General features: G+C 44.0%; 25 protein-coding genes. 7 read left to right on the top strand and 18 right to left on the bottom strand.

Annotation, left to right across the window (positions count from 1 at the left end; genetic code table 11):
* Nucleotides 1-540 precede the first annotated feature (540 nt).
* The 7 genes from AACT19_RS06435 to dusA all read right to left on the bottom strand — a co-directional run bounded on the left by AACT19_RS06435 (nucleotide 541) and on the right by dusA (nucleotide 7,751).
* A complete protein-coding gene (locus AACT19_RS06435) occupies nucleotides 541-1,317 on the bottom strand; it encodes a phosphoadenylyl-sulfate reductase (protein ID WP_076645768.1) in 777 nt (258 codons plus the stop codon).
* Nucleotides 1,310-3,037: an assimilatory sulfite reductase (NADPH) hemoprotein subunit gene (cysI, locus tag AACT19_RS06430; protein WP_076645766.1), complete on the bottom strand. Its 1,728-nt coding sequence runs from the start codon at nucleotides 3,035-3,037 to the stop codon at nucleotides 1,310-1,312. Before cysI ends, AACT19_RS06435 begins: the two co-directional genes overlap by 8 nt.
* On the bottom strand, nucleotides 3,037-4,902 hold the full coding sequence (locus AACT19_RS06425) for an assimilatory sulfite reductase (NADPH) flavoprotein subunit (RefSeq protein ID WP_076645764.1): 1,866 nt from the start codon (nucleotides 4,900-4,902) through the stop codon (nucleotides 3,037-3,039). Before AACT19_RS06425 ends, cysI begins: the two co-directional genes overlap by 1 nt.
* 123 nt (nucleotides 4,903-5,025) lie before the next feature.
* The gene (locus AACT19_RS06420; RefSeq protein WP_004735813.1) at nucleotides 5,026-5,256 is read right to left on the bottom strand and encodes a hypothetical protein; all 231 of its coding nucleotides are present in this window, start codon (nucleotides 5,254-5,256) and stop codon (nucleotides 5,026-5,028) included.
* A 192-nt stretch (nucleotides 5,257-5,448) separates the two neighbouring features.
* Nucleotides 5,449-6,117, bottom strand: a complete 669-nt coding sequence (locus tag AACT19_RS06415; RefSeq protein WP_076645762.1) for a TIGR04219 family outer membrane beta-barrel protein — start codon at nucleotides 6,115-6,117, stop codon at nucleotides 5,449-5,451.
* 135 nt (nucleotides 6,118-6,252) lie between these two features.
* Complete coding sequence (gene pspG / locus AACT19_RS06410) at nucleotides 6,253-6,474, bottom strand: envelope stress response protein PspG (RefSeq protein WP_010434219.1); 222 nt, start codon at nucleotides 6,472-6,474, stop codon at nucleotides 6,253-6,255.
* Nucleotides 6,475-6,749: 275 nt separating this feature from the next.
* Nucleotides 6,750-7,751, bottom strand: a complete 1,002-nt coding sequence (gene dusA / locus AACT19_RS06405; RefSeq protein ID WP_076645760.1) for a tRNA dihydrouridine(20/20a) synthase DusA — start codon at nucleotides 7,749-7,751, stop codon at nucleotides 6,750-6,752.
* A gap of 166 nt (nucleotides 7,752-7,917) precedes the next feature.
* Here dusA and AACT19_RS06400 point away from each other — a divergent pair, with 166 nt between their 5' ends.
* Both AACT19_RS06400 and AACT19_RS06395 read left to right on the top strand, forming a co-directional pair.
* The gene (locus tag AACT19_RS06400) at nucleotides 7,918-8,229 is read left to right on the top strand and encodes a tyrosine-type recombinase/integrase (protein WP_076645758.1); all 312 of its coding nucleotides are present in this window, start codon (nucleotides 7,918-7,920) and stop codon (nucleotides 8,227-8,229) included.
* Between the two features lie 105 nt (nucleotides 8,230-8,334).
* Nucleotides 8,335-9,945 carry a tetratricopeptide repeat protein gene (locus AACT19_RS06395; protein WP_076645756.1) on the top strand — a complete coding sequence of 537 codons (1,611 nt, stop codon included), beginning with the start codon at nucleotides 8,335-8,337 and terminating at the stop codon, nucleotides 9,943-9,945.
* A 10-nt stretch (nucleotides 9,946-9,955) separates the two neighbouring features.
* Here AACT19_RS06395 and AACT19_RS06390 read toward each other — a convergent pair whose 3' ends face one another.
* Both AACT19_RS06390 and AACT19_RS06385 read right to left on the bottom strand, forming a co-directional pair.
* A complete protein-coding gene (locus AACT19_RS06390; protein WP_165689839.1) occupies nucleotides 9,956-10,114 on the bottom strand; it encodes a hypothetical protein in 159 nt (52 codons plus the stop codon).
* Nucleotides 10,114-10,293 (bottom strand): hypothetical protein, encoded by a 180-nt coding sequence (locus AACT19_RS06385; protein WP_004735845.1) that lies wholly within the window; start codon nucleotides 10,291-10,293, stop codon nucleotides 10,114-10,116. The genes AACT19_RS06390 and AACT19_RS06385 overlap by 1 nt, the downstream gene beginning before the upstream one ends.
* 247 nt (nucleotides 10,294-10,540) lie before the next feature.
* Between AACT19_RS06385 and zur the strand changes: the two genes are divergently transcribed.
* Nucleotides 10,541-10,999, top strand: a complete 459-nt coding sequence (gene zur, locus AACT19_RS06380; RefSeq protein ID WP_004735846.1) for a zinc uptake transcriptional repressor Zur — start codon at nucleotides 10,541-10,543, stop codon at nucleotides 10,997-10,999.
* A 17-nt stretch (nucleotides 11,000-11,016) separates the two neighbouring features.
* On the top strand, nucleotides 11,017-11,478 hold the full coding sequence (locus tag AACT19_RS06375) for a chemotaxis protein CheX (protein ID WP_004735847.1): 462 nt from the start codon (nucleotides 11,017-11,019) through the stop codon (nucleotides 11,476-11,478).
* Nucleotides 11,479-11,617: 139 nt separating this feature from the next.
* On the opposite strand, the gene pgi is transcribed toward AACT19_RS06375, so the two are convergent.
* Nucleotides 11,618-13,270: a glucose-6-phosphate isomerase gene (gene pgi, locus AACT19_RS06370; protein WP_004735848.1), complete on the bottom strand. Its 1,653-nt coding sequence runs from the start codon at nucleotides 13,268-13,270 to the stop codon at nucleotides 11,618-11,620.
* Nucleotides 13,271-13,596: 326 nt separating this feature from the next.
* Between pgi and AACT19_RS06365 the strand changes: the two genes are divergently transcribed.
* Complete coding sequence (locus AACT19_RS06365) at nucleotides 13,597-14,016, top strand: secondary thiamine-phosphate synthase enzyme YjbQ (protein WP_076645754.1); 420 nt, start codon at nucleotides 13,597-13,599, stop codon at nucleotides 14,014-14,016.
* A 117-nt stretch (nucleotides 14,017-14,133) separates the two neighbouring features.
* Here the strand turns inward: AACT19_RS06365 and AACT19_RS06360 are convergent, their stop codons facing one another.
* The 3 genes from AACT19_RS06360 to AACT19_RS06350 are packed head-to-tail and all read right to left on the bottom strand — an operon-like array spanning nucleotide 14,134 to nucleotide 17,846.
* Complete coding sequence (locus tag AACT19_RS06360) at nucleotides 14,134-15,339, bottom strand: BamA/TamA family outer membrane protein (RefSeq protein ID WP_076645770.1); 1,206 nt, start codon at nucleotides 15,337-15,339, stop codon at nucleotides 14,134-14,136.
* Between the two features lie 23 nt (nucleotides 15,340-15,362).
* On the bottom strand, nucleotides 15,363-16,448 hold the full coding sequence (gene alr / locus AACT19_RS06355) for an alanine racemase (RefSeq protein WP_017080826.1): 1,086 nt from the start codon (nucleotides 16,446-16,448) through the stop codon (nucleotides 15,363-15,365).
* 6 nt (nucleotides 16,449-16,454) lie between these two features.
* Nucleotides 16,455-17,846, bottom strand: coding sequence for a replicative DNA helicase (locus AACT19_RS06350; protein ID WP_004735852.1), 1,392 nt, complete (start codon nucleotides 17,844-17,846; stop codon nucleotides 16,455-16,457).
* Nucleotides 17,847-18,022: 176 nt separating this feature from the next.
* On the opposite strand from AACT19_RS06350, the gene AACT19_RS06345 reads away from it, so the two are divergent.
* Nucleotides 18,023-18,922, top strand: a complete 900-nt coding sequence (locus AACT19_RS06345) for a DUF481 domain-containing protein (RefSeq protein ID WP_029222163.1) — start codon at nucleotides 18,023-18,025, stop codon at nucleotides 18,920-18,922.
* Nucleotides 18,923-19,230: 308 nt separating this feature from the next.
* Here AACT19_RS06345 and rplI read toward each other — a convergent pair whose 3' ends face one another.
* The 5 genes from rplI to rnr all read right to left on the bottom strand — a co-directional run bounded on the left by rplI (nucleotide 19,231) and on the right by rnr (nucleotide 24,259).
* On the bottom strand, nucleotides 19,231-19,683 hold the full coding sequence (gene rplI / locus AACT19_RS06340; protein WP_004735854.1) for a 50S ribosomal protein L9: 453 nt from the start codon (nucleotides 19,681-19,683) through the stop codon (nucleotides 19,231-19,233).
* Nucleotides 19,684-19,721: 38 nt separating this feature from the next.
* Nucleotides 19,722-19,949 carry a 30S ribosomal protein S18 gene (gene rpsR, locus AACT19_RS06335; protein ID WP_000090472.1) on the bottom strand — a complete coding sequence of 76 codons (228 nt, stop codon included), beginning with the start codon at nucleotides 19,947-19,949 and terminating at the stop codon, nucleotides 19,722-19,724.
* 132 nt (nucleotides 19,950-20,081) lie between these two features.
* The gene (gene rpsF / locus AACT19_RS06330) at nucleotides 20,082-20,495 is read right to left on the bottom strand and encodes a 30S ribosomal protein S6 (protein WP_004735855.1); all 414 of its coding nucleotides are present in this window, start codon (nucleotides 20,493-20,495) and stop codon (nucleotides 20,082-20,084) included.
* 292 nt (nucleotides 20,496-20,787) lie between these two features.
* Nucleotides 20,788-21,528, bottom strand: coding sequence for a 23S rRNA (guanosine(2251)-2'-O)-methyltransferase RlmB (gene rlmB / locus AACT19_RS06325; RefSeq protein WP_004735856.1), 741 nt, complete (start codon nucleotides 21,526-21,528; stop codon nucleotides 20,788-20,790).
* Nucleotides 21,529-21,763: 235 nt separating this feature from the next.
* Nucleotides 21,764-24,259: a ribonuclease R gene (gene rnr / locus AACT19_RS06320; protein ID WP_076645752.1), complete on the bottom strand. Its 2,496-nt coding sequence runs from the start codon at nucleotides 24,257-24,259 to the stop codon at nucleotides 21,764-21,766.
* A 248-nt stretch (nucleotides 24,260-24,507) separates the two neighbouring features.
* Between rnr and AACT19_RS06315 the strand changes: the two genes are divergently transcribed.
* Nucleotides 24,508-25,917: an amidohydrolase gene (locus AACT19_RS06315; RefSeq protein WP_029224282.1), complete on the top strand. Its 1,410-nt coding sequence runs from the start codon at nucleotides 24,508-24,510 to the stop codon at nucleotides 25,915-25,917.
* Nucleotides 25,918-26,017 lie beyond the last annotated feature (100 nt).

Raw genomic sequence — 26,017 nt, 5'->3', positions numbered from 1 at the left:
GTATTGGTCACTCAGTTCATTGAAATCAAGTTTGTTACCGAAGTAACGGTTACTACCTAAGTAATAACGTTTTGATATTCATCAACGAGTGCCCACACAGATTGATAGGTTTAAATTGTTAAAGAGCTTCACTTATTGAGCGTTCCTTTTAAGTAAGGAGCCTCTCTAAGTGGACGGCCATTCTAGCGTTTTAATTCTCAGTGTCAAACACTTATTGGGAATTAATTTCTACTTTTTAAAAGTAGGAGCGAATAATCGCTTAAAGCTAGTTGCCTTACTAACATTCTTCGCTGAAGCCTTGTGGCGTCTACCGTGTCAGTGAGGCGGCATTATAGAGATGTTCCTCACATTGGCAAGTGTTTATTAAAGAAAAATGTAAAAATAACGGTTAGATGACGAATAAACACTCAAAGCCTTATTTATGCAAGTTTAACTACAAAGTACCTACAGAATAACCACAGACTTATCCACAATTGCTCTAATTTTCATCCTAGAAAACAAAAAAGCTGCCTTATGGCAGCTTTTTAAATGGCAATGAGTCTAAATCCCAGAGCCATATTGCTCTCCATCGTCTTCATGGAGACCACATTCTCGTTTTAGACCATTAAAACGGGTTTCTTCTTCAGTCATACCCGGTTCCCATTTCTTAGTAGTATGAGTATCTCCAACAGAAAGGTACCCCTGCTCGCGAAGTGGGTGGTAACTGAGACCATGCTCTTCTAAGTAATAATGAACATCTTTATTTGTCCAATCAATTACTGGCAAGAACTTAAACACACCATTTTGGATAGATAAGATAGGCAAGTTTGCACGCGAACGAGATTGCTCTCTTCTCAACCCAGAAAACCAAGTGCCAGCCTCTAGTTCATCCAGCGCTCTTCTCATCGGTTCAACTTTATTAAGCTTGTTGTACTTCTCTATCCCTTCTATACCTTGATCCCAAAGTTTGCCATATTGCGCTTCTTGCCAATTAGGGCTCTGCTGAGAACGAAAGACTTGAAGGTTTAGAGTCAACTTCTGACTTAACTCATCGATAAATCGATACGTTTCCGGGAATAGATACCCAGTGTCCGTAAGAATAACTGGAATATCGGGTTTTGCTTGAGTCACTAAGTGCAGCATCAACGCCGCTTGGATTCCGAAACTAGAAGACACAACATGTGTCCCTTCTAAATTGTCTAAAGCCCACTTAACTCTTTCTAATGCGGTTAGCTGCTCTAACTCAGCATTGATTTGTCCAAGACGAAGTATTTGCTCCGTCTTAGTCAATGTGAGTAGCTCTGCTAACTTCAGTTTTGAAGCGACAGAATTATGCATGCAGATCCCTCTTTGAAATGATCACCTCTTCGATGATGCCAGCTCGGATTGTAAAATCACCGAACCCTTCTTTGTCGTTACGTTCCGTAGCCCAACGTCCCACCAGCGAATCAATCTCTTCTAAGATCTGAGCAGAAGTGATGTTCTCTTTATACATCTTAGGGATACGAGTTCCGGCTTTGTTGCCACCTAAGTGCATGTTGTAACGCCCCGGCGCCTTACCGACTAAACCCAACTCAGCCAACATTGCACGACCACAGCCGTTTGGACAACCCGTGATGCGAAGGATGATGTTATCTTCTTCTGGTAATCCGTGTTTCTTCAGAATGTCTTCAACATCCGTTACAAACTCAGGAAGAAAACGCTCTGCTTCTGCCATTGCTAAAGGACATGTTGGGAATGCCACACACGCCATAGAGTTTTTACGCTGCTCGGAAACGGCATCATCCATCAGACCGTATTGACGTGCCAGCTTTTCAATTTTTGCCTTTTGGCTCTTAGGTACACCTGCAACAATTAGGTTTTGGTTCGCTGTCATGCGGAAGTCACCTTTGTGGATCTTCGCTATTTCAGCAACACCTGTTTTCAGCGCTTTTCCTGGGAAATCAAGTAAACGACCATTTTCGATGAATAATGCTAAGTGGTGCTTACCATCAATGCCTTCCGCCCAACCGATACGATCGCCACGGCCAGTAAACTCATAAGGACGACTTTCAGAAAACTCAACGCCTGCACGTTTTTCTACTTCTGCTTTGAATACATCAATACCAACACGGTCTAGTGTGTATTTGGTTTTTGCGTTCTTACGGTTCGAACGGTTACCCCAATCACGCTGAGTTGTTACCACCGCCGCTGCTACATCTAACGTTTTATCTAATGGCACAAAACCGAAATCGTCAGCTTTACGTGCATAAGTAGAAGTATCGCCGTGCGTCATTGCAAGACCACCGCCCACTAATACGTTAAAGCCCACCAGCTTTCCGTCTTTAGCAATCGCGATGAAGTTAAGATCGTTAGCATGAACATCTACGTCATTTTGCGGAGGAATTACAACCGTCGTCTTGAACTTACGTGGTAAGTAGTTACTACCTAAGATAGGTTCTTCATCCGTTGTTGCTAGCTTTTCACCATCTAACCAGATTTCTGCATAAGCACGAGTCTTAGGTAATAGATGTTCACTGATCTTTTTCGCCCACTCGTAGGCTTCTTGATGGAGCTCAGACTCAACCGGGTTTGTCGTACACAAAACATTTCGGTTTACGTCACCCGCCGTTGCAATGGAATCAATACCAATACTGTTTAGTGTTTGGTGCATTAACTTAATGTTCGGCTTCAACACACCGTGAAACTGGAAAGTTTGACGAGTTGTGAGACGGATAGAACCATAAGAGGTGCTCTCATCTGCGAATTTATCAATCGCGAGCCACTGCTTCGGAGTGATGATCCCGCCAGGCATACGCGCACGCAGCATGACATTATGTAAAGGTTCTAACTTTTGCTTGGTACGTTCGTTACGAATATCACGGTCATCTTGCTGATACATACCGTGAAAGCGGATCAACTGAAAGTTATCAGCAGTAAAGCCACCCGTAATTCTATCTTGGAGATCTTGTTCAATCGTACCGCGAAGATTTTTACTTTCACGCTTCAGACGTTCGTTATCAGCCAAAGGTCCCAGTACTTGACCTAGCACTTCTTGCTCTATTACTTGCTTGCTCATTAGTACACATCCCTTTGGTAACGTTTCGCTTTACGTAAATCATTAATATATTGTTCAGCTTGCTCGCGGCTCTGATTGCCATGTTTTTCCGCAATTGTAACTAACGCTTCATGAACATCTTTCGCCATTCGAGTCGCATCGCCACATACATAGAGGTACGCGCCCTCTTGAAGCCATTGCCAAACCTGAGCAGCTTGTTCGATTAAGCGATCTTGAACATAAACCTTTTCTTTTTGGTCGCGACTAAAGGCAACATCAAGCTTGGTTAGCGCACCAGACTTAAGGTACTTCTGCCATTCAACTTGATATAAGAAATCTTGAGTGAAAGTTCGGTCACCAAAGAACAGCCAGCTTTTGCCTTCAGCATCATTGTTTTCACGCTCTTGAACAAAACTGCGGAACGGTGCGATACCGGTACCCGGGCCAACCATGATGATTGGTGTTTTGTCGTCTTGCGGCAGTTTGAAGTTATTGTTGTTCTCTACAAACACCTTCACTTCACCACCTTCTTCAAGGCGTTGAGCTAAGAAACTTGAAGCGCCACCTAAACGAGACTCTTCGCCTTTTTGGTATTCAACCAAACCAACCGTCAAGTGAACTTCTTCATCTACTTCTGCTTGGCTTGATGCAATAGAATAGAGACGCGGTGTCAGCTTACGTAGTAGACCAATCAATTCATCAGCCGATAGCTTAGTTTTCTTCTCAGCTAAAACATCGACAACTTGAGTATTACCCGCGTATTCACGAAGCTTGTCTTTATCTTCCACCAGCTTGATTAACTTCTTGCTGCCCGATAGCTCAGCAAACTTAGTCACAAGTTGAGGGTTTGAAGATGTAATCTCGAATTTACTGACGAGTGCGCTGTGGATAGATAAGTTGTCACCATCGACATCAACACTTTCGATACCAGACAACCCAACCTTAGAAAGGATCTGATTTGCGAGTTCTGAACTGTTTTCAAACCATACGCCTAGCGCATCACCCGGTTGGTAAGTAATCCCCGACTCATCAAGATCAATCTCGATATGACGAACATCTTTGCCCGAATCACGACCGGTGATCTTTTGGCTCGTCAATAGTGTCGCGGTGTATGGGTTTTGTTTGGTGTATTGCGAATGACCGGCAGCCGCTTGACCGACTGGTAATTGAACCACATCGGCTTCAGTACCTGTCGATAGCGTCTCTTTTACTTGCTCTAATGCTTTAGCGCGCCATTCCGTTGCTGATTCTTCGTAATCAACATCACAATCAAGACGGTCGACAAACGATTTAGCACCAAGCTTAGCGAGGAAGTTATCGAAGTCTTTAGCTGTTTGGCAGAAGAACTCATAGCTTGAGTCACCTAAACCAATCACACCGTATTGTAGGTTTGATAATTTTGGCGCTTTCTTCGATTGTAGGAATTCATGCAACTCAATAGCGTTATCAGGGGCTTCGCCCTCGCCATTGGTTGAAGCCACAAAAATGACGTGTGTCTCTTTGGCTAGGTTCTTACCTTTATAATCACTTGCATCGAAAAGCTCGACAGCAATACCCAAGGCTTTAGCTTCTGCCTCAAGCGATTCAGCAACGCCTTTAGCATTACCTGTTTGAGATGCGAAGATAATGCTGAGCTTACCCGCTGGCTTAGCCGCTACTGCAGCAGCCGCTTGAGCGATTGGCGCAGCTGCACCGACAGGCTGAGCTTGGCTCACTCCCCAAAGGTAACCACTGACCCATGCCAGTTGTTGTGAAGATAACTCAGAAACAGTGTGTTGAAGATGACCCAATTGTTGGTCATTAAGTGGTGCTGCTAGCCCAGGTAGCTCATTAGCCCCAGACTGTGCATTATTATTTTGTGAAGACTCTTTCTTATTTAAAGACATGGTCACGACATCCCTAATCATTGCGTGACGATAGATTAACCACTCCTTTTAATAACAAGAAAGAATAGAAAAGTATGTTTTATAACTTTTTGGAAGTAAAAACCGATTGAAACGTAAATTGACTTACTGGTTTTCAATACGCACTTGCTGAAAGCCAACCGCCATTGCCGATTTAGATGCTAGGTCTAAATCCGCGTAATGGCACTCTTCACCATGAACATCAGTAAGCAGAACAAAGCCACCTCCCATATGGCGAAACTCCACAACCCAAGACCCTTCTTGAATTGAGGGCTCTATGATCGCTTCAACTAACAAATTTTCTCTATATAAATTTCGTAATTCATTGAGTGTCATATTCCATCCCTTGCTTTGACCTCACAACATAGACCTTATAAGAATAGACGCTAATTAGCTCTCTGTATAAAGGATGGTCGAAAGTGATGAATGTGCTAACTAATTCCAGAAGGATATAACCAATAGATATAAAAAAACGCCACTTAATAAAGTGGCGTTCTCAAAATTCGTTCTAAATTTGCTTTATATGGCCTAGAAGCGCACTTCAGCGCCAGCAAACCAGCCATCAACCATGACAAACTCTTTGCCAACCTCTGAAGAGAAGAACTCTTCCGAATCAAGGTCGATCACGCGGTAACCACCACGCAGTGCTATCTCAGTTTCTGCTACAGGGATTCGGTACTGAACACCCGCCATCAAATCCGTGCTCTTAATACCACTGCTATCACCGAACTCCATCGTACCGATGATATCGAAATTGGTGTCAGGAACGTTGATCTCTGCGTTGCCGTAGAAGCTCCAAGTGAATTCATCAAAGCTTGTTTGAGCGCCACCCGTTTTCGGTTCGACGTAATTCGAGTTTGAATACTGAGTAAACGTCACACCCGCATCGAAGTTCATCAGCTTGTGATCTAACAACGTGTAATAGAAGGTGTAGTCGTACTTATCGAAAGCCAATGAATCTGCATCAACAGAAGTATAGCGAAAGCTAGCGTTTGGTAGCATCGGGGCATTATGCTCAAATGCGAAATACAACGAAGGAGAGTTAGAATCATCATCTTGTCTAACTTCGTTTAGCTTTGTACTTCCCCACCACATATCGGCACCGACTTTAGCCGTGTAAGAAAACTCTTCTTCAGCAGACACTGCCGAGCTTAAAGATAGCATTCCCACTAAAGCAATTAATGGCATTTTATTCATTTGAGATAGCTCCAATTCCATATCGTTGTGCTAATTGTATGCACATTCATAGATTATTGGGGAAAATTCTATCACACATCTTAAATTCTCAAACGATAAACCGCTGACGATCAAAGATTTGACGACACCATGACCTTAGTAACGTCTTTGGTTAGAACTGTGTACAAAGTTTTTGAAAAACCAGATACCCAATGCAATCACAATTAGCCAAGGCAGCAACTTAAACACAACCCCCATCATACCCAAGACCAACATAACTGCTAACGCGATTCCGGTTGCAGCCAATACCGTCATAAACGTGATACCAGTGACAAGTAGAGTTGCGACGAAAATAAGAACAAAGATTAATTCAAACATAATGATCTCCCTAATGAGTTAATGACCTATCTTTCCTACTTTGTAACATTGCAGCTTCCATACCAAGTTAGTAAAACCAATAAAACCCTTACTTATCAGGCAAATAAAAAGCCACACATCTAAATGCGTGGCTTTTAAAGAAACTATCAATGGCAAATTTAGCCTCTAGTGGCGAATTTAGCCTTAAGTTTTTAAGCTTAGGTTTATAAGCTTGGTTTTTAAGCTTAAGTTTTTAGCTTGGGCTTTTAAGCTCGAACTTTTCACCTCGAGGGAGGTTATACGTTTAGCTCTTTAGGGATCTTAGCCAATGCTGTCTGCATCACTTCGATACCTGCACCTTTCTTATGTGCGTTTTCACTGATGTAACGACGCCATTGTCTTGCGCCCGGCATACTTTGGAACAAACCAAGCATATGACGAGAGATGTGTCCTAAGCTTGCACCATTTGAAAGCTCACGCTCAATGTACGGATACATTTCTTCAACCACTTGTGAGCGCTTCTTGATTGGCGTGTCTAAACCAAAGATCTGCTGATCGACTTCAGCCAAGATAAACGGGCTATGGTAAGCCTCACGACCAATCATCACACCATCAAGGTGTTGCAAGTGCTCTTTAGTTTGCTCAAGAGTAGTAACGCCACCATTCACGGCAATCACAAGATCAGAGAAATCTTTCTTGATTTGGTATGCACGATCGTAATCTAGCGGTGGAATCTCTCGGTTCTCTTTCGGGCTAAGACCACTCAACCATGCTTTACGAGCGTGAATAGTAAATTGTTCACAGCCGCCTTTTTCAGAAACCGTCGAAACAAACTTAGTTAAGAACTCATAAGAGTCTTGGTCGTCGATACCAATACGCGTTTTCACGGTAATTGGAATATCTGTGACTTCTCTCATCGCCGACACACAATCTGCCACCAGCTCAGGCTCAGCCATTAGGCAAGCACCAAAGCGACCATTCTGAACTCGGTCTGAAGGACAACCGACATTAAGGTTGATTTCATCATAGCCACGCTCACCAGCAAGCTTGGCACACGCCGCCAAATCAACCGGGTTTGAACCGCCGAGTTGAAGTGCAAGGGGATGTTCTTGCTCGTTATATTCTAGAAAGTCGCCCTTACCATGTAAGATCGCGCCTGTTGTTATCATTTCTGTGTACAGAAGCGTCTGCTGAGAAAGCAAACGGTGAAAGTAACGACAGTGGCGGTCAGTCCAATCCAACATGGGTGCAACGGATAAGCGGTTAGCCGCGTATTTACTGGTATTGTCAGGTTTCATAAAGCGTTACTCAAAATCTATACACTGCATATATATACAGAAACTCGCCAGTTCAGCCGCAAGCTCACCCACTCAGCACGCCTAAATCACGTATTGATGAGGTGAAACGAAGGCATCATTTAGCATTAAAAAAAGAACACTTCAAAGCGGTGAATCACGCTTCACAGTGGACATTGTAGTCAAAAATAATTGGGCGATTATACACAGGGAATCGAAAACATTCAGGAACAAAGACGAACTTATTTTCCCGTACAACTCACGAAGTGTTAGTGCAGGTTTGCAGCAAGTAAGAAATGAATTGGGTATTGAGGATTTCAGGTATCACGGCCTACGAAGAGAAGGGGCAAGTCGGTTGTTTGAGAAAGGGTACTCGATTGAAGAAGTAGCCCAGGTCACTGGGCATAGAAACTTGAATATTTTGTGGCAGGTTTACACTCAATTGTTTCCTCATAAATTGCACTCAAAAGGTCTCAAATAAACAATGCGAAATAGTTAGAACTATGCGCACTAAGCATCTAGTTGAATTTAGATTTCTGTTAGAATTCAATCAATATGCAAATATCAATCAAAGGGATACCTATTCATGAGCGAAGTTAGTGACCAGGACACAGATAATTTACTCATATTTACTAACTTTATTTCTGACAACATGATTTGGATTGTCATCCTCGTAATTATCGTGGTGTACAGGAAAGGGTTTTCAGATTTATTGACTCGCCTCACAGGTTTTGACCTTTCAAACGGTAACTCAAAAGTTGGCGTACAGGCGGCTGCTCCTAGTATAACTTCAACTAACGAGAGCAAAGCCATAGAACAAACCGACAGTTCCCAAGACGTTCCGGAAGAAACCACTATTCATGTAAAACCTGATGAAAAAGATTGGTTCCCAGCTGTTAATCAAGCCCTTGATATTGATGACTTAACTAAAGCCGAAGCAATATTCGAGATGTACAAAGTTGAAGAAAAAGATCCAAAGAAGCTATTCAAAAGTAAATGTGTTTTCCAATACTTGATGTATAGAAGAGGGAATGTCAGCAATTCTTTGCTTCTATTGGAGCAACTGACAGATAAAATTGAAGATGAAGATAAAGATGAAGATCATCGATTCTATTGTTTAATCTGGCTATCTTGGGCTCTCAGTGAAACTGAACAATTTGAAAAAGAGATAGCTCTTTGGACAAAAGCACTAAATAAGTTCGAATCGGAGTCTTTCAAGGTAAAAGTAGTTGTAGAGTTAGCACTAGCATATAAAAACAACAATCAACTAGACCCGGCTAAGAAAGTACTACTGGATACGCTGACTTCAACAAATGCCTCCAAAAATATCAGCGTTTTGTTTGTGAGCTTATCTGCTATAGAAGAGAAACTTGGAAATGTTCTACATGCTACATTTTGTTTAGATAAGGCTGTTGAATATACCCCCGAGAATTTAGACGGGATGTTCAATGCCGCATATAGTGCGAGTAACAATAAAGCTCCCGAACTTGCTATCTGCAACTATAACCTGTTAACGAAAGTATCCCCAAATAACGCTCTGGCTCTCAATAACTTGGGAGTAGCAACAAGCGAAGCAGGATTAACAATTAAGTCTGTTGAGAACTATCGTTTAGCCGCACAAAAAGAGAACACGCTGGCAATGTCCAATCAAGGTTACTCACTCTTAAACGCCGGATTTATCGATGAAGCAGAAGAAATAGCAGATAAAGCTTTAAAGCTAGAAAATACTCATACAAATATCTTCGATCTAAAATCGAGAATTGAAGAAAAGAGAAAAGAAGAAAAGAAGAAATGGGAAGAGCTACTCTCTAACTCTACAAAACAGCAAGTTAACATTAGAAAGTACACCGATAAATATTATCAAGGTAAGCTTTCTGAGTTGGTCGGTACTTGGGTCTTGAACAAGTCTATAGAGATAAAAATTGAAAGTGGCAACATATTAAATGTTGAATGGGAAACCGCCCTCGAGCTCCTAGGTCAAAAATTCCAATGTGAGGTTACCGGAAGCATTCACAATGCTACATTTACTGGTGTTTTTTCAAAGAAACCTTTGGGTCGAACGAGTCAAAACCTATTTTTTGACCAGCAAGATAGAAGCATTGAATGCTTTGGATATGTGGACAAAAATAGTCTCATTATTTTCCCCCGTAGCAATGATGAAGCATTACCCTCTGACGTAACTATGCACAGAAAGTAAAGCGGCTTTATTATTGTGAGTTATGATTTTCTAACCTAGTCAAACGTTCGTCCATCTTTTCCATCATCAGGCGTAACCACTTAACATCGGTTTTAAGGGTTACGCCGACACCCACCCCGCTAGACAAGGCACTAACAACGGCAACAATTATTGTTTGGTACTCTGCCATTACTTGAACTCATTGCGCAGGGTTTCCCATAGGCCAAATACTATTGGAGCACTCGCGCCAATAATGCCACCGAATTGAACACCATCTGCCGATACACTCGCGGTGATAAGTTCAGGGTGGCCAGCGACCAAAGCAGCTCCCGCGCCAAGTAACGCTAAACCTTTCTTAGTCGATGACAAGCTAATGTCGATTGAGAACTTTTTATTAAAAGCACCTTATTGCACATTTTTTTATAAACATATTCACCAGATCTCTAATTCAGCCTCATTAATCAGTTATGCCTTGAGTCACACTGTCATTTTGAGTTACCTTGTCTTATTCAAAGTCGTGGGTCACAATACGCTCTGTACCTGACTTTAATAGAAATCATTGGCTCCCAAAACGTAGTAACCTAGAAATAGGGTTTGAATAGGGATGTCCGATTGAATGGTGAAAAATTTGGACCACACATTAATAGAGCAAGTTGAAGGGATATGCGCATCTCGAGGCGTTAGATTAACACCTCAGAGAAAGCGAGTGTTTGAGCTCATTTTCTCTAATAAAAAAGCCTCTAGTGCTTATGAATTGTTAGAGCAATTGAAAGTCAGTGAACCACAAGCCAAGCCTCCGACAGTATATCGCGCTTTGGATTTCTTGTTGGAACAAGGTTTCATTCACCGAGTTGAATCAACCAATAGCTTTATATGCTGCTGTTCTTGCAATGCCAATAAACATTTCTCCCAACTACTGATCTGCGATAAATGTGGCACTGTGGTAGAATTACAAGACGATGCGCTTGTCACTCTACTCGCTAGTAACGCTGAGAAGCATGGCTTTAAATTGACTAATCAAGTCATTGAGTCGCATGGCATTTGCCAAACTTGCTCCTCCGATATGAAAGAATAAGATTATAGAAGAACATTATGCGCGCTGAATTTGTAAACCCGTTTTTAGCTTCTTTGATGAACGTATTAAAAACGATGGCTTCTCTAGAATTAAAGCCACAAAAACCAAGAGTTAAGAAAGATGAGATCGCTCGTGGTGATGTATCCGGCCTAATTGGTATGGTTGGCACACAATCTCGTGGCTCAATGTCGATCACTTTTGATGAAGGTCTTGCCCTAGAAATCATGGAAAACATGTTGGGTGAACGACCAAATGGCTTGAACGAAGAAGTGACCGATATGGTGGGTGAAATCACTAATATGGTGACTGGTGGTGCAAAACGTATTCTTGCAGAAAGCGGCTTTGATTTCGACATGGCAACGCCAATCGTCGTTTCAGGTAAAGGCCACACCATTCGTCATAAGTGTGAAGGTGCTATTATCATCATGCCTTTCACATCTCAATGGGGTAACGCCTTCATCGAGATCTGTTTCGAATAGAGACAATCGAGTAAATAAAAAAACGAAAGGCTGACGTACATACGTCAGCCTTTTTTATTGCCGTAGAATCAACGGACATAAAAAACGCCAACCGAAAGGTTGGCGTTTACAGTTATTACTTGGTGCTACTTAAACAGTCTTAAGCTTTCAGCGCTTTAAATGCGTTGATTAGACCGTTAGTTGAGCTGTCGTGAGATGTTACTTGAGCATCGTCAGCAAGCTCTGGAAGAATTTGGTTTGCTAGTTGCTTACCAAGTTCTACACCCCATTGGTCGAAGCTGAAGATGTTCCAGATAACGCCTTGAACAAAGATCTTGTGCTCGTACATCGCGATTAGGTTACCTAAAGAGCGAGGGTTGATTTGCTTAACAAGAATAGAGTTCGTTGGACGGTTACCTTCAAATACTTTGAAAGGTACAAGCTCAGCCACTTCTTCAGCTGTTTTGCCAGCCGCTAGGAATTCAGCTTCCACTGTCTCTTTTGTCTTACCGAATGCTAGCGCTTCAGTTTGAGCAAAGAAGTTAGACATTAGCTTCTGGTGGTGATCAGATGCTGGGTTGTGGCTGATAGCAGGGGCAATAAAGTCTGATGGGATCAGCTTAGTGCCTTGGTGAATCAGTTGGTAGAAAGCGTGTTGGCCGTTAGTACCAGGTTCACCCCAGATGATAGGACCTGTTTGGTATTCTACTGGGTTGCCTTCACGGTCAACAAACTTACCGTTTGATTCCATGTTACCTTGCTGGAAGTAAGCAGCAAAACGGTGCATGTACTGATCGTAAGGTAGAATCGCTTCTGACTCAGCGCCGTGGAAGTTGTTGTACCAAACACCAATAAGAGCAAGGATCACTGGAATGTTGCTTTCAAACTCAGTTGAAGCAAAGTGGTTATCCATCTCGTGTGCGCCGTCTAGTAGCTCAGCGAAGTTATCGAAGCCGATAGAAAGAGAGATAGAAAGGCCGATTGCAGACCATAGTGAGTAACGACCACCAACCCAGTCCCAGAATTCGAACATGTTGTCAGTATCAATACCAAACTCAGCAACTGAAGTTGCGTTAGTTGATAGCGCTGCGAAGTGCTTAGCTACGTGTGCGTCATCACCTGCTTCAGCTAGGAACCAATCACGAGCAGAGTGTGCATTCGTCATTGTTTCTTGAGTCGTAAATGTCTTAGATGCTACTAGGAACAACGTTGTTTCTGGGTTAAGAGGCTTAAGTGTCTCAACAATGTGAGTGCCATCTACGTTAGAAACAAAGTGCATGTTCAGGCGAGTTTTGTATGGCGTAAGTGCTTCAGTCACCATGTATGGACCAAGGTCCGAACCGCCGATACCGATGTTAACTACATCAGTGATCTCTTTACCTGTGTAACCTTTCCACTCACCAGAAACGATGCGGTGCGTGAACAGTTCCATTTTTGCTAGTACTGCGTTCACTGCTGGCATTACGTCTTTGCCATCAACCATTACTGGGTTGTCGCTACGGTTACGTAGAGCAGTGTGAAGTACTGAACGACCTTCAGTCTTGTTGATTGCATCACCGCCGAACATTGCTTCGATTGCAGACTTAACTTCAGTCTCGTTCGCAAGAGCAAATAGGTGCTGCATCGTTTCAGCATCGATAAGGTTCTTAGAGTAATCCACTAAGATGTCAGAACCGAAACGAGTAGAAAAGCTCTCGAAACGCTTTGCATCTTGAGCAAACAGCTCTTTCATATCCATATCTTGAGCAGACTCAAAATGTGCAGTTAGAGCTTTCCACGCTTGTGTTTGCGTTGGGTTGATATTTTTCAACATGGTATCTATCCCGATGTTACTGTAGGTTTTATTCTAAACGTCACCTGGGTGATGAATAGAACCCCCGATTAGGCGAAAGTTTATATTTTTCTGTGATGACCAAACCGCGTCACCACTGAAAGATTCTTTGTAATTTTTTTTCACGACGTATTATGCCGCATATGAAGAGCTGTACCTTGAGATAAATCAGGATTCGATTTCCTGATACAAGAATCGGTACAGACTCTAGCTCTAACATAATTAAATGTGAGCGATACCTGATAAATTCAAGTTCAAAAGATAGCGTTAAACCACTTTTTTTCCAAATACATTATAAAGGATGGCGTATGTGGATTCAGAAGACTATACACCTAAATGCACGAAAGCGTGGATTTCATCTCATTACTGATGAAATTGAACAACAGATACACGATATCAATTCTCTATCTGTTGGTTTATTACATCTTTTTATCCAACATACCTCTGCCAGCCTCACGCTAAACGAGAACGCTGATCCTACCGTCCGTACCGATATGGAATCACACTTTAATAAGTTTGTACCTGAGCGAGCACCCTACTACAGACACACCTATGAAGGCGATGATGACATGCCAGCCCACATTAAAGCATCGACACTTGGCACCAGTGTGACAATACCTATCACTAATGGTCGTTTAGCTTTGGGAACATGGCAGGGCATTTACTTAGGAGAGCACCGAGATTGTGGTGGAAGCCGTACGGTTATTGCGACCATTCAAGGTGAATAATCTTAAGTAACCAGCTATAAAACATTATTAAAAACATGCTGATAGAAAACAAAAAAGGGTGACACAGTTATGTGCCACCCTTTTAAAATATGAGATATTCGAGTTAGTAAAACCAGATTAGAAAGGCTGGTTTATCATGACCCTAAAGGTCCCTTCATCACCACCTCGAGCTAACTCAGCACGAACAACAATACCCTCAACTTGGAAACGAACCGCGCCGCCTAGGCTCCATTTCATATCCGAGTGCAGTGTTTTTATATCGTACTCATCCGCAACGCGCCCGACTTCGGCAAACGCGACCCATTGCCACCAAGGCAAATCGTAGTAGTTAATCAGTGGGATATCACCCAAAGGTTGCCAGTCAGGAATCACTCGGTACTCAGCAGAGTAATGAACCGCAGAACGTCCGTGGTAGCGACCTCCGGTATAGCCTCGTAATCGATACAAGCCACCCAATCGAGCTTGTTCCGTTTCCGGTGGACGAGCACAATCTTGCCCAGAGCAGTTATCCCAGGTTGGTGTATCAGCAGTATAGAAATCGAGTGCCACGACTTGTTGGTCGAACAGGTCACCTAAAGGGCCTAATGCGAAGTACTGACTGTTTTGGAACGTCCACTTCAACCATAAATCATCGTTAGACCAGCTTTCTGCGCCGGTCGTGAATTCAAGATTAGTATGAGAGCCCGTGGTTGGGTTACGTGTGCTATCACGGTTATCCCAATCCAATGCCAGACTAAAGCCTGTCGCCTCTTCCGTGTTGTTTAAACCTTCTAGCTCACGTGCCGTATAAAAAGGCGTGAAGATAATCGAGCTGACACCCGACTCGACGGGCGAAGCAAAGCTCACATCTTTGATTGGCTGAAAAGCCCCTAACAAGCCATGTTCTGCAACATTGCCCCAAGGTAGCAAATACTTGAATTCAAACTGATAGTTTTGCTCTAAGCCATCGGCAATGGTTTTATCATCAATAGATGAATCGTTGTCGCCTTGAGAGCCAATGTAATAAGGATTGTCGTTGAAGCGCGCTTGGTACATCTGAGTACTGAATAAAACATTCTCAGACAAAGCGTAGTTAAAGGCCGATAGAAAACCGACATAACTGTCTTTGTCTGAATAGAGTGCCATACCAAACAGAGCGGCTTGAGGTTGCCAAACGCCCTTTGCGACACCCGCAACCCCAAAGGTATTGCCCAAAGTTTCAGTACTAAAATAGAAAGGGACAAAGGCTGAATCTTTTTCTTCGCTCAAGACAGAAGAAGAAAAACTGACACCGAGCAATGCCATAGCTGACGTTAGCCAGTGTCGAGTAGTTCGCTTGAGCATCATTTAGTTTACAAGATCCATAGCTACTTCACATACTCCATCGCAACACGCGAAGTCAGCTTAGTGACTAGCTCGTACGCGATAGTGCCGATATGTTCTGCCACTTCTTCTGAAGGTAAATCTTTACCCCATAATGTCGCTTCATCACCGACTTTATCTGCAGCATCAGGGCCAAGGTCAACCGTTAGCATGTCCATTGACACACGTCCTGCGATCGGTACTTTTCGTCCATTAACGAACACTGGAGTGCCGTTAGGAGCCATGCGTGGATAACCATCACCGTAACCAATCGCGATCACGCCAACCTTAGTATCACGTTCACTGGTCCAGTTAGCGCCATAACCTACGCTTTCACCCGCTTTCACATCACGAACCGCAATCAGATGTGAGGTCAGAGTCATCACAGGCTTAAAGCCAAGTTCTTGTGCCGATTTATCAGCAAAAGGCGAAACACCGTAAGAGATGATTCCCGGACGAACCCAATCAAGGTGGCTGTTAGGCCAAGCCAATAGACCTGCAGAGGCAGCAAGTGAACGCTCACCTTCACAACCGTCAGTGAGAGATAAGAAAAGCTCAGTCTGTTCAACGGTGGTCGCTCTATCAAGTTCATCAGCACAACCGAAGTGGCTCATGTAACGTAGAGGTTTGGCAACATTCGCACATTGATGCAAACGCTCAACAAAGTTTTGGTATTGCTCAGGACGAACACCTAATCGGTGCATGCCACTGTCGACTTTAAGCCATACCACAACAGGGGTTTCCAAATCTGCATTCTCTAGCGCGCTTAATTGCTCTTCACAATGCACCACGGTTTGAATGTTATTGGTCACCAGGATGGGTAAATCACCCGAAGAGTAAAACCCTTCCAGCAACAAAATGGGTTTAACAATACCACCAGCACGGAGTTGTAAGGCTTCTTCAATACGCGCCACACCAAAAGCATCTGAGTTTTTAGAGTGCTTGGCGATATGCAGTAAGCCGTGCCCGTAGCCATTGGCTTTCACAACCGACATGACCTTGCACTGAGGAGCCTTCGACTTTATCTGGTTCAAGTTATGTTCGAGCGCGTTTAAGTCAATGCTTGCCGTCGCTGCTTTCATGTAAGTCATTAGCGATTACTCATCATCAAATGCAGGGCCTGCATAGTTATCAAATCGGGAGTGTTGACCTTGGAATGTCAAACGAACGGAACCGATAGGACCGTTACGTTGCTTACCAAGGATGATCTCTGCGATGCCTTTCAGTGAACTATCCGGGTTATAAACCTCATCACGATAGATAAACATGATCAAATCGGCATCTTGCTCGATAGAACCTGATTCACGCAAGTCCGAGTTAACTGGGCGTTTATCAGCACGTTGCTCTAGGGAACGGTTAAGCTGAGAAAGTGCGACAACCGGAACGTTCAACTCTTTCGCCAACGCTTTCAATGAGCGAGAAATCTCGGCAATTTCAAGAGTACGGTTATCTGATAATGAAGGAACACGCATTAATTGAAGGTAATCTATCATGATCATAGAGATACCATCATGCTCACGAGCAATACGTCGAGCACGCGAACGCACCTCTGTTGGTGTTAAGCCCGAGCTATCATCGATATACATATTCTTCTTATCCATCAGAATACCCATACTCGACGAAATACGTGCCCAATCTTCATCGTCTAATTGACCGGTACGAATCTTGGTTTGGTCGACACGAGAAAGTGACGCTAACATACGCATCATCAGCTGTTCAGCTGGCATCTCTAGAGAGAAGATTAACACCGGCTTATCTTGCTTCATCGCCGCGTTTTCACACAAGTTCATCGCGAAGGTGGTTTTACCCATCGATGGACGCGCTGCAACAATGATTAAGTCAGAACCCTGTAGGCCTGCTGTCTTCTTGTTGAGGTCGTTAAAGCCAGTATCGACACCTGTCACACCATCTTGTGGCGATTTATATAAGATTTCGATACGTTCTAGCGTCTTCTCGAGAATGCTATCAACGTTTTGTGGGCCTTCGTTTTCACTTGCTCGGCCTTCTGCAATCGCGAAGACTTTACTTTCAGCAAGATCAACCAGCTCTTCCGATGTACGACCTTGAGGGTCATAACCAGAATCCGCGATCTCATTCGCCACACCGATCAAGCTACGAACCAGTGCTCGCTGTGCCACGATATCTGCATACGCATTAATGTTAGCGGCACTTGGGGTGTTTTTGGCTAAGTCAGCAAGGTAAGCAAAGCCACCTACGTCTTCTAGCTGCTCACGAAGCTCTAAATGTTCAGAGAGTGTAATCAGGTCCAGAGGAGAACTTTCTTCAAGGATATCCTTTACCGCTTCAAAGATCAGACGGTGAGGACGGCTATAAAAGTCTTTGGCCACAACCTTTTCAGCAACTGTATCCCAGCGTTCGTTATCCAATAACAAACCGCCAATAACAGATTGCTCAGCTTCTAATGAATGTGGTGGGACTTTGATGGCGTCCACCTGATCGTTGGCTGATTTCTGACTTTTGGTATCCACTATGACTACACTCAATAACTAATAATGATCGTTCATTATACCCAAGAACACTCATTTGTAATCCGTTCCTAAGCGTTTGTTTTATTCTTCAGGAAGAATTTACCTATTGCTGACGGAATTAACCAAGGGTAGCATTACGATCCTGCCATTCACTCACTGTATAACTAGAGGTATGCGTGTCCAAATTATTGGCTCTGAGCACTGGTCTTCTAAGCTCTGGTCTTCTAAGCACCAGCCTTCTGAGCTCTCCGTTGGCCTTAGCTGATGATGATGCTAAAGCCTCTGTCGATGCAATCCTCGACTCTATAGTAGTTTCAGAACCTACTGTTGAGCCGATCGTCGTTGCACCGACACCTGAAAAAGATATGGATATCGCACCAAGTGATACGAGTGACACAGAACTGCCGAACCCACTCAAGACGGAAGTCGAATTTGGGTATCAGTCGCATACTGGTAATTCTGATTCACGATCGCTAAATGCCCGCCTAAACGGTGAGTATACGGCTGGCCGTCATAGAACCAGTGGCGAATGGAAATACTACAACCTCTACAAAGACGGTGAAGAAGATAAAAGGCAATCGACTTACTCGGCTCAGAGTGACTACAAGTTAAGCCCTAAAACCTACCTTTACGGCAGCTTCAAAGGTGTCGATTCACGATACAGTGCTTACTTTAAAGACTACACAATCTCTAGTGGTTTGGGTTATCAGTTCTCGAACACTGAAGAGTTTGTGTTGGAAGTCGAAGTCGGACCGGGTTTTCGTTACCAAGAACCTAATCTCGATGAATTGGACGACGATGACATCATCTTCCCAGAGATTGTTGAAGAGGCGATTTTCCGTGGCAATGTGAATACATCATGGCAGGTGTTGAAGAATTTGCAGCTCAAGGCTGATGTGACGTTAGTATCTGGCCACAGTAACCTGAAATTTGATACTGAATTAGAAGCGATCAACGATATTACTGACAATATCGCACTGAAGATTGCTCACTCTCGTCAATACCACGATAAAGTGCCTCACGGATTAAGCAAAGAAGACTCTGTGCTGTCGATTAACCTGCTCTTTCAGTTCTAATCTCAAGAGTAGTTCTAGTCTCAAGAGCAGTTCTAATCTCAAGATCAGCTCTAGTTTCAAGAGCAATTCCAGTCTCAAGAACTATTCTAATCTCAAGAGCAGTTCTAGTCTCAAGAGCAATTCTAATCTTAAGGCCACTTCTAGCCTTGAGAACAGCCTGTTCAGCAATAACAGCTTTTGGATCACTGTAAGCTTTTTACTTACCATAACCCCTTCGCTATATTTTCCTATATTTCAGACATAAAAAAACACCAGCCGAAGCTGGTGTTTAAAACTTTCAAAAGAAAGAATTCGTCTTGGTACTGAAATTACTCAGCTGCAACGATAGCGATTTTCGCAGTAGCAAAAACTTCAGAGTGAAGTTGGATGCTTACTTCGAATTCGCCGATGTTACGTAGAGCGCCTTCAGGTAGGCGTACTTCGCTCTTAACTACTGCAACACCAGCTGCTGTAATAGCATCTGCGATGTCACGAGTACCGATAGAACCGAATAGTTTGCCTTCGTCACCAGCTTTAGAAGCGATTGTAACGCCTTCTAGAGTGTTAACTGTCTCTGCGCGAGCTTCTGCAGCAGCTAGTTGCTCAGCAACTTTAGCTTCTAGTTCAGCACGGCGAGTTTCGAACATAGCAACGTTGTCTTTAGTTGCCATAACTACTTTACCCTGTGGGATAAGGAAGTTACGAGCGTAACCAGATTTAACGTTTACTTGGTCGCCAAGGCCACCTAGGTTACCGATTTTATCAAGTAGAATAACTTGCATTATCTTAGTCCTCTTAAACTATTGTTAACTATTACCGATTACTGATGCTTGTCAGTGTACGGTAGTAGAGCTAGGTAACGAGAACGCTTGATAGCGCGAGCTAGCTGACGTTGGTATTTAGCACTTGTACCAGTGATACGGCTAGGTACAATTTTACCAGCTTCAGTGATGTAGTTTTTTAGAGTTGCTACGTCTTTGTAGTCAATCTCTTGTACGCCTTCTGCAGTAAAACGGCAGAATTTACGACGACGGAAGAAACGAGCCATGGGCTATCTCCTGATCTAAATTTAATAATGCGGTATTAACACAGGCTTATAAATAAGCGTAAGCAAATGCTTGTAGTGAAAATACCTAAACGAGTTGAATAAAATTTAATGACCTAAAAGGCCAAAAAAGAATTACTCAGCAGCAGCTTCTGGCTTAGCTTCTTCTTCACGACGTGGTGCACGTTCTTCACGGTCATCACGACGAGGAGCACGCTCTGCACGCTCTTCTTTTTGCTTAAGCATGATAGATTGCTCAGTCACAGCGCCTTTAGTGCGCATGATCATGTTACGTAGAACTGCATCGTTAAAACGGAAAGCAGTTTCTAGCTCGTCCATCACTTCTTGGCCAGCTTCAACGTTCATAAGAACGTAGTGAGCTTTGTGAAGTTTGTTGATTGGGTAAGCCATTTGACGGCGGCCCCAGTCTTCTAGACGGTGGATAGTACCGCCAGCTTCAGTGATTGAACCAGTGTAACGCTCGATCATGCCAGCAACTTGCTCGCTTTGATCAGGGTGAACCATGAATACGATTTCATAATGACGCATTTGGTTGCTCCTTACGGATTATTAGCTTCCACGAAAGGCTCGGTCGTCCAAGGGAAGCAAGGAACTAAAGAAAAATGACCGAGTTTTAAGGACGGCAAATATTATAGAAAGAACCCGGTATTGGCAAGCGGTATTTGGCTAATAATGAAACAGTTTTTCTTTCGCCATCTAGCCATCTGTGATTCTGTCAATTTGTCACTCTACACCCTAAAAAGAAACGCCCACCAACAAGTGGTGAGCGTTAATAAATTCATAGACTTAGAGTCGTTTTGCCTTTTGAATCAGCTTAACGCTATTGAGCTAGGCGCTGACGTACCGCTTCGAACAGACAGATGCCTGATGCTACAGAAACGTTGAGGCTCGACACGCTGCCGGACATTGGGATCTTAATTAGGTCATCACAGGTTTCACGCGTTAGACGACGCATGCCGTCACCTTCTGCGCCCATAACAACGGCAAGAGGACCCGTTAGCTTCGCTTGATAGATATCATGCGTTGCTTCACCTGCGGTACCCACGAACCATACACCCTGCTCTTGCAGTGCACGCATTGTACGAGCTAGGTTAGTTACGCGTACTAGAGGAACGGTTTCAGCGGCGCCACAAGCAACCTTGCTTACGGTTGCCGTTAGCGGCGAAGAGCGATCTTTAGGTACGATAACAGCCGCTACACCCGCAGCATCCGCGTTACGTAGACAAGCACCTAGGTTATGAGGGTCTGTTACGCCATCTAGAACCAACAGCAGAGGCTGTTCGTGCTGCGCTAGGATATCGTCTAGGTGAGTTTCATTAAGCTGCTTAGCAGGCTTCACCTTAGCAATAAGACCTTGGTGATTTGCACCCTGTGCTTTTTCATCAAGCGGCTTACGGCCCATTTGTTGAATCGACACACCAAATTGCTGCAGTTGATTCAGTAATGGCAGAAGACGATCGTCTTGACGACCTTTAAGCACGTACGCTTCAATAAAGCGCGCTGGATCTTTTTCTAGTACGGCTTTCACCGCGTGAATACCGTAAATAAATTCGTTACTCATTGTCTCTGGTTACTCTTATTGCTCAGAGATGAATGACATCAAACCCGATGCACCCACCCCTGTGTTGTTTATTTCGAGAGTATGCGTCTTGCGCCTGATACTCTCGCATTAAAATCTTTTCGCGTTAAAGTCATCTCGCGTTAAAGCCATGTCACATTAAACTAGCGCTGTGCTAAACCTAATTAGCAAAGCGCCTTATTAAGCTTAAGACTTATTAACCTTAAGGCTTATAAACTTAAGACTTATCAGCCTTTGGCTTACGGCTTGCGGTACGCTTTTTCTTAGCTCGCGCCTTCGCTGCACCGGTTTTATTCGCTGACTTCTTAGCTGAACTTTCAGAGCTACCGTCTGGTCGCTTAGTCGGTTCAACTAAAGGCGTCGCAGGTACACCCGGCTTATTACTCTTCACCGCTGAACGCTTCTTGCTTTTCGCCTTTTTCATCGCTTCAGCTGCACGTTTCTTGGCTGTTTTACCTTTACCACGAGGCTGACGATCGGTGTCTTCTAAATCAAAGTCGATTTGGCGAGTTTCTAGATTAACCGCAGAAACCTTCACTTTAACCGAATCACCTAAGCGGTAGATGTTACCTGAGCTTTCACCGACTAAACGCTGACCAACAGCATCAAATTGGTAGTAATCATTCGCTAGCGCTGAGATATGTACCAAGCCATCGATGTGCAGTTCAGTAAGACGCACAAAGAAGCCGAAGCCAGTCACGTTAGCAATTACGCCATCCATCACTTCGCCGACATGATCTTGCATGTACTCACACTTCAGCCAGTCGTTCACTTCACGCGTAGCATCATCAGCACGACGCTCAGTCATTGAACACTGCTCGCCGTAGAAGTCCATATCATCGAAAGTGTAGTGGTAACCACCGGTTGGCGTCCAACGCTCACTCTGACGGCCTTCTTCTTTCGCAATAAGGTACTTAATCGCGCGGTGCAATAGCAAATCTGGGTAACGACGAATTGGCGAGGTAAAGTGAGCATAGCGTTTAAGAGCTAGACCAAAGTGACCTGCGTTGTCCGCGTTGTATACCGCTTGCTTCATCGAGCGCAGTAGCATGGTTTGGATTAACTCACGATCTTCACGCTCATTAATCTGTTGCATCAGTTGTGCATAGTCTACTGGTGATGGCGACAGGCCACCTTCCAGCGTTAAACCTAGCTCACTAAGGAAGCTCTTAAAGCCCGTTAAGCGCTCTTCTCCCGGAGTATCGTGAACACGGTACAGTGCAGGTTCTTTCGCTTTTTCTACGTAAGACGCCGATGCGATATTCGCAAGAATCATACACTCTTCGATGATCTTGTGTGCATCGTTACGGATGACGGGTTCAATACGGTCAATCTTACGATCCGCATTGAAGATAAACTTAGTTTCTACCGTTTCAAACTCAATCGCACCACGCTCATCACGCGTTTTCTTAAGTACCTTGTACATCTTATGAAGCTCTTCAAGATGTGGTACTTCAGGCTCGTAACGCTCACGAAGTTCTTCATTGCCATCTAAGATAGCGCCAACTTTGTTGTAAGTCAGACGGGCATGAGAGTTCATTACCGCTTCGTAGTGCTTGTAACCCGACAGTTTACCTTTGTCTGAGATAGTCATCTCACACACCATACATAAACGGTCGACTTGAGGGTTCAATGAACATAGGCCATTAGAAAGGACTTCTGGCAGCATTGGCACAACTTGTGACGGGAAGTATACCGAGTTACCACGGTTAATCGCTTCTTTGTCTAGCGCGGTATCTGGACGAACGTAGTAACTTACGTCAGCAATCGCTACCCACAGGCGCCAGCCTCCGCCTTTCTTCGCTTCACAGTAAACCGCATCATCGAAGTCACGCGCATCTTCACCATCAATGGTAACCAATGGCAGTTTGCGTAGATCAACACGTCCTTCTTTTGCTTCTTCAGGAACATGCTCACCGAGGTTTACGATTTGCTTATCTACCGCTTCAGGCCACTCTTGTGGGATCTGGTGAGTACGGATCGCGATCTGCGTTTCCATACCCGGAGCCATGTTTTCACCAAGAACTTCGGTCACTTTACCCATCATGTTACGAGAACGACCACCACGATCCGTAATTTCAATCACAACCACATTACCCATTCGAGCACCGCCTTTATGCTCAGTAGGGATCTGGATGTCGTGACTAATACGAGAATCATCAGCAACCACGTAAGAATGGCCATATTCTAGGAAGAAGCGACCAACAAGTGGCGTTTTGCGCTCTTCAAGAACACGAACCAAACGACCTTCACGACGACCACGTTTACTGTTGTCAGTAGGCTGAGCCAGTACGTAATCACCGTGCATGATGGTTTTCATCTGGTGATGCGGCAACACGATATCATTGTCTTTACCCACACTGCCGTCTGGGCGAACCCAACCATGACCGTCTTTATGACCAATCACATAGCCTTTAATCAATTCCATCTTCTCAGGCAATGCGTAGCACTGACGACGGGTAAAGATAAGCTGTCCATCACGTTCCATTGCACGTAAACGACGACGCAGCCCTTCATATTGTTCCTCTCCAGCCAAACCCAAAGCTTCGAATAGATCGTTACGGTTCATTGGGATATTCGCGTCTGTTAGAAACGAAATAATGAACTCTCGGCTTGGTACTGGGTTTTCGTAATTTTTCGACTCTCGGTCGGCAAAAGGATCAACAGTGGTTGTCGCTGTCGTGTTTTCTGACATTGGTGTGTTTTTTGACATAGGCGGGCCTGCTTAAGCAAGGAATGTATATACCCCTAGTATATCTGATGCTAGGGGTAAGCTACAGATATGCTTTGGAAAAGCCTAAAATAACCTAAGATTGATACATATCTTCACTTTGTGAAACATCGCTTCATAGAGACGGACTATCATCAAAATTTCAAGCAAACGATAAAACAAACGTTTGCGCCATGAATGAAATACACTATTATCCCGACACTTTACCAACTCCTGTTCTGAGTATTGATATGAAACTAAAACGCACCCTATTGGCTTCAGCAATGGCAAGCCTCGCTCTATTTCCATTTGCGAGTTCAGCAATGGAAAAAGCTGACCTGATGATTACCGATGCAATGGTTCTAACCATGAACCAAGACAAAACGGTTTATGAGAGCGGTACTGTTGTCGTAAAAGACAACAAAATCATTGCCGTTGGTGATGCTTCACTAGAGAAGCAGTACCAAGCGAAACAAGTGTTAGACGTGGATGGCGATATCGTGATGCCGGGTCTTATCAATACTCATACTCACGTATCGATGACGGTTTTCCGTTCGTTGGCCGATGATGTGCCTGACCGTCTTCACCGTTATATCTTCCCTCTAGAGAAGAAACTGGTATCGCGAGACATGGTACGCATTGGCGCTAATCTCGGTAACGTTGAAATGGTAAAAGGCGGTGTCACGACTTACGCCGACATGTACTACTTCGAAGATGAAGTTGCGAAAACTGTCGATAAGATCGGTATGCGTGCCATTCTTGGTGAAACCGTGATTAAGTTCCCAGTAGCGGACGCTGCCAACGCGGAAGAAGGCATCCAATACGCGCTGAATTTCATTGAAGAATACAAAGACCACCCGCGTATCACACCCGCGTTTGCACCACATGCGCCTTACACCAACACCACAGAGATACTACAGAAGATCTCTAAGCTCTCTCTAGAGCTCGATGTACCAGTAATGATTCACCTAGCAGAATCACACCGTGAAGAAGAGAAAATCGCCGAGCGTTCAGATGGGCTATCACCGGTTCAATACATGGACAGCATTGGCGCACTCAACAAAAACTTGGTGGGTGCACACATGATCCTCGTTGACGATCATGATATCGAGCTAGTGAAAAAATCGGATATGGGTGTGGCTCACAACATGAGTGCTAACATCAAGTCAGCAAAAGGTGTATCTCCTGCGCTTAAGATGTATGACGAAAACGTTCGTATTGGTTTAGGTACTGATGGCCCGATGTCTGGTAACACACTGAGCACCATTGATGAATTCAACCAAGTCGCTAAAGTTCACAAGTTGGTTAATAAAGATCGTGCCGCAATGCCGCCGATCAAAGTGATCGACATGGCAACAATGGGCGCAGCAAAAGCGCTACACATGGAAGATAAGATCGGTTCTCTTGAAGCCGGTAAACTCGCCGACATCATAGTGATCGATACGAAAGCGCCAAACATGGTTCCAGTCTACAACCCATACTCGGCATTAGTTTACTCAGCTAACTCGGGTAACGTTCGCCACACCATCGTTGACGGTAAGATCATCATGCAAGACCGCGACATGCTAACGGTCGATGAAGATAAGATTCGCCAAGAAGCACTCGATTTCACCAAAGTCGTTCGTAAGACGGTGATTGAATCTGGTGAAGTTGTTCAATAACGCCACCGAGTGAGATAAACGGTTTACCGTTAAGATCAAAAAAGGCCTCATAGGTATTTACCTACGAGGCCTTTTTATACCAATTCCATTAATTAACTTA

This window comes from Vibrio sp. 10N.222.47.A9 (assembly GCF_963872585.1).
GTDB classification, from domain to species: domain Bacteria; phylum Pseudomonadota; class Gammaproteobacteria; order Enterobacterales; family Vibrionaceae; genus Vibrio; species Vibrio splendidus.
The sequence above is the reverse complement of the archived record's forward strand: the minus strand, read 5'-3'. Positions and strand labels throughout refer to the sequence as shown.

Coding starts and splice junctions, on each gene's coding strand:
- AACT19_RS06435 (WP_076645768.1), bottom strand. CDS start 1,317: ATGCATAATTCTGTCGCTTCAAAACTGAAGTTAGCAGAGCTACTCACA.
- cysI (WP_076645766.1), bottom strand. CDS start 3,037: ATGAGCAAGCAAGTAATAGAGCAAGAAGTGCTAGGTCAAGTACTGGGA.
- AACT19_RS06425 (WP_076645764.1), bottom strand. CDS start 4,902: ATGTCTTTAAATAAGAAAGAGTCTTCACAAAATAATAATGCACAGTCT.
- AACT19_RS06420 (WP_004735813.1), bottom strand. CDS start 5,256: ATGACACTCAATGAATTACGAAATTTATATAGAGAAAATTTGTTAGTT.
- AACT19_RS06415 (WP_076645762.1), bottom strand. CDS start 6,117: ATGAATAAAATGCCATTAATTGCTTTAGTGGGAATGCTATCTTTAAGC.
- pspG (WP_010434219.1), bottom strand. CDS start 6,474: ATGTTTGAATTAATCTTTGTTCTTATTTTCGTCGCAACTCTACTTGTC.
- dusA (WP_076645760.1), bottom strand. CDS start 7,751: ATGAAACCTGACAATACCAGTAAATACGCGGCTAACCGCTTATCCGTT.
- AACT19_RS06395 (WP_076645756.1), top strand. CDS start 8,335: ATGAGCGAAGTTAGTGACCAGGACACAGATAATTTACTCATATTTACT.
- AACT19_RS06390 (WP_165689839.1), bottom strand. CDS start 10,114: ATGGCAGAGTACCAAACAATAATTGTTGCCGTTGTTAGTGCCTTGTCT.
- zur (WP_004735846.1), top strand. CDS start 10,541: ATGGTGAAAAATTTGGACCACACATTAATAGAGCAAGTTGAAGGGATA.
- AACT19_RS06375 (WP_004735847.1), top strand. CDS start 11,017: ATGCGCGCTGAATTTGTAAACCCGTTTTTAGCTTCTTTGATGAACGTA.
- pgi (WP_004735848.1), bottom strand. CDS start 13,270: ATGTTGAAAAATATCAACCCAACGCAAACACAAGCGTGGAAAGCTCTA.
- AACT19_RS06365 (WP_076645754.1), top strand. CDS start 13,597: ATGTGGATTCAGAAGACTATACACCTAAATGCACGAAAGCGTGGATTT.
- AACT19_RS06360 (WP_076645770.1), bottom strand. CDS start 15,339: ATGCTCAAGCGAACTACTCGACACTGGCTAACGTCAGCTATGGCATTG.
- alr (WP_017080826.1), bottom strand. CDS start 16,448: ATGACTTACATGAAAGCAGCGACGGCAAGCATTGACTTAAACGCGCTC.
- rplI (WP_004735854.1), bottom strand. CDS start 19,683: ATGCAAGTTATTCTACTTGATAAAATCGGTAACCTAGGTGGCCTTGGC.
- rpsR (WP_000090472.1), bottom strand. CDS start 19,949: ATGGCTCGTTTCTTCCGTCGTCGTAAATTCTGCCGTTTTACTGCAGAA.
- rpsF (WP_004735855.1), bottom strand. CDS start 20,495: ATGCGTCATTATGAAATCGTATTCATGGTTCACCCTGATCAAAGCGAG.
- rlmB (WP_004735856.1), bottom strand. CDS start 21,528: ATGAGTAACGAATTTATTTACGGTATTCACGCGGTGAAAGCCGTACTA.
- rnr (WP_076645752.1), bottom strand. CDS start 24,259: ATGTCAAAAAACACACCAATGTCAGAAAACACGACAGCGACAACCACT.
- AACT19_RS06315 (WP_029224282.1), top strand. CDS start 24,508: ATGAAACTAAAACGCACCCTATTGGCTTCAGCAATGGCAAGCCTCGCT.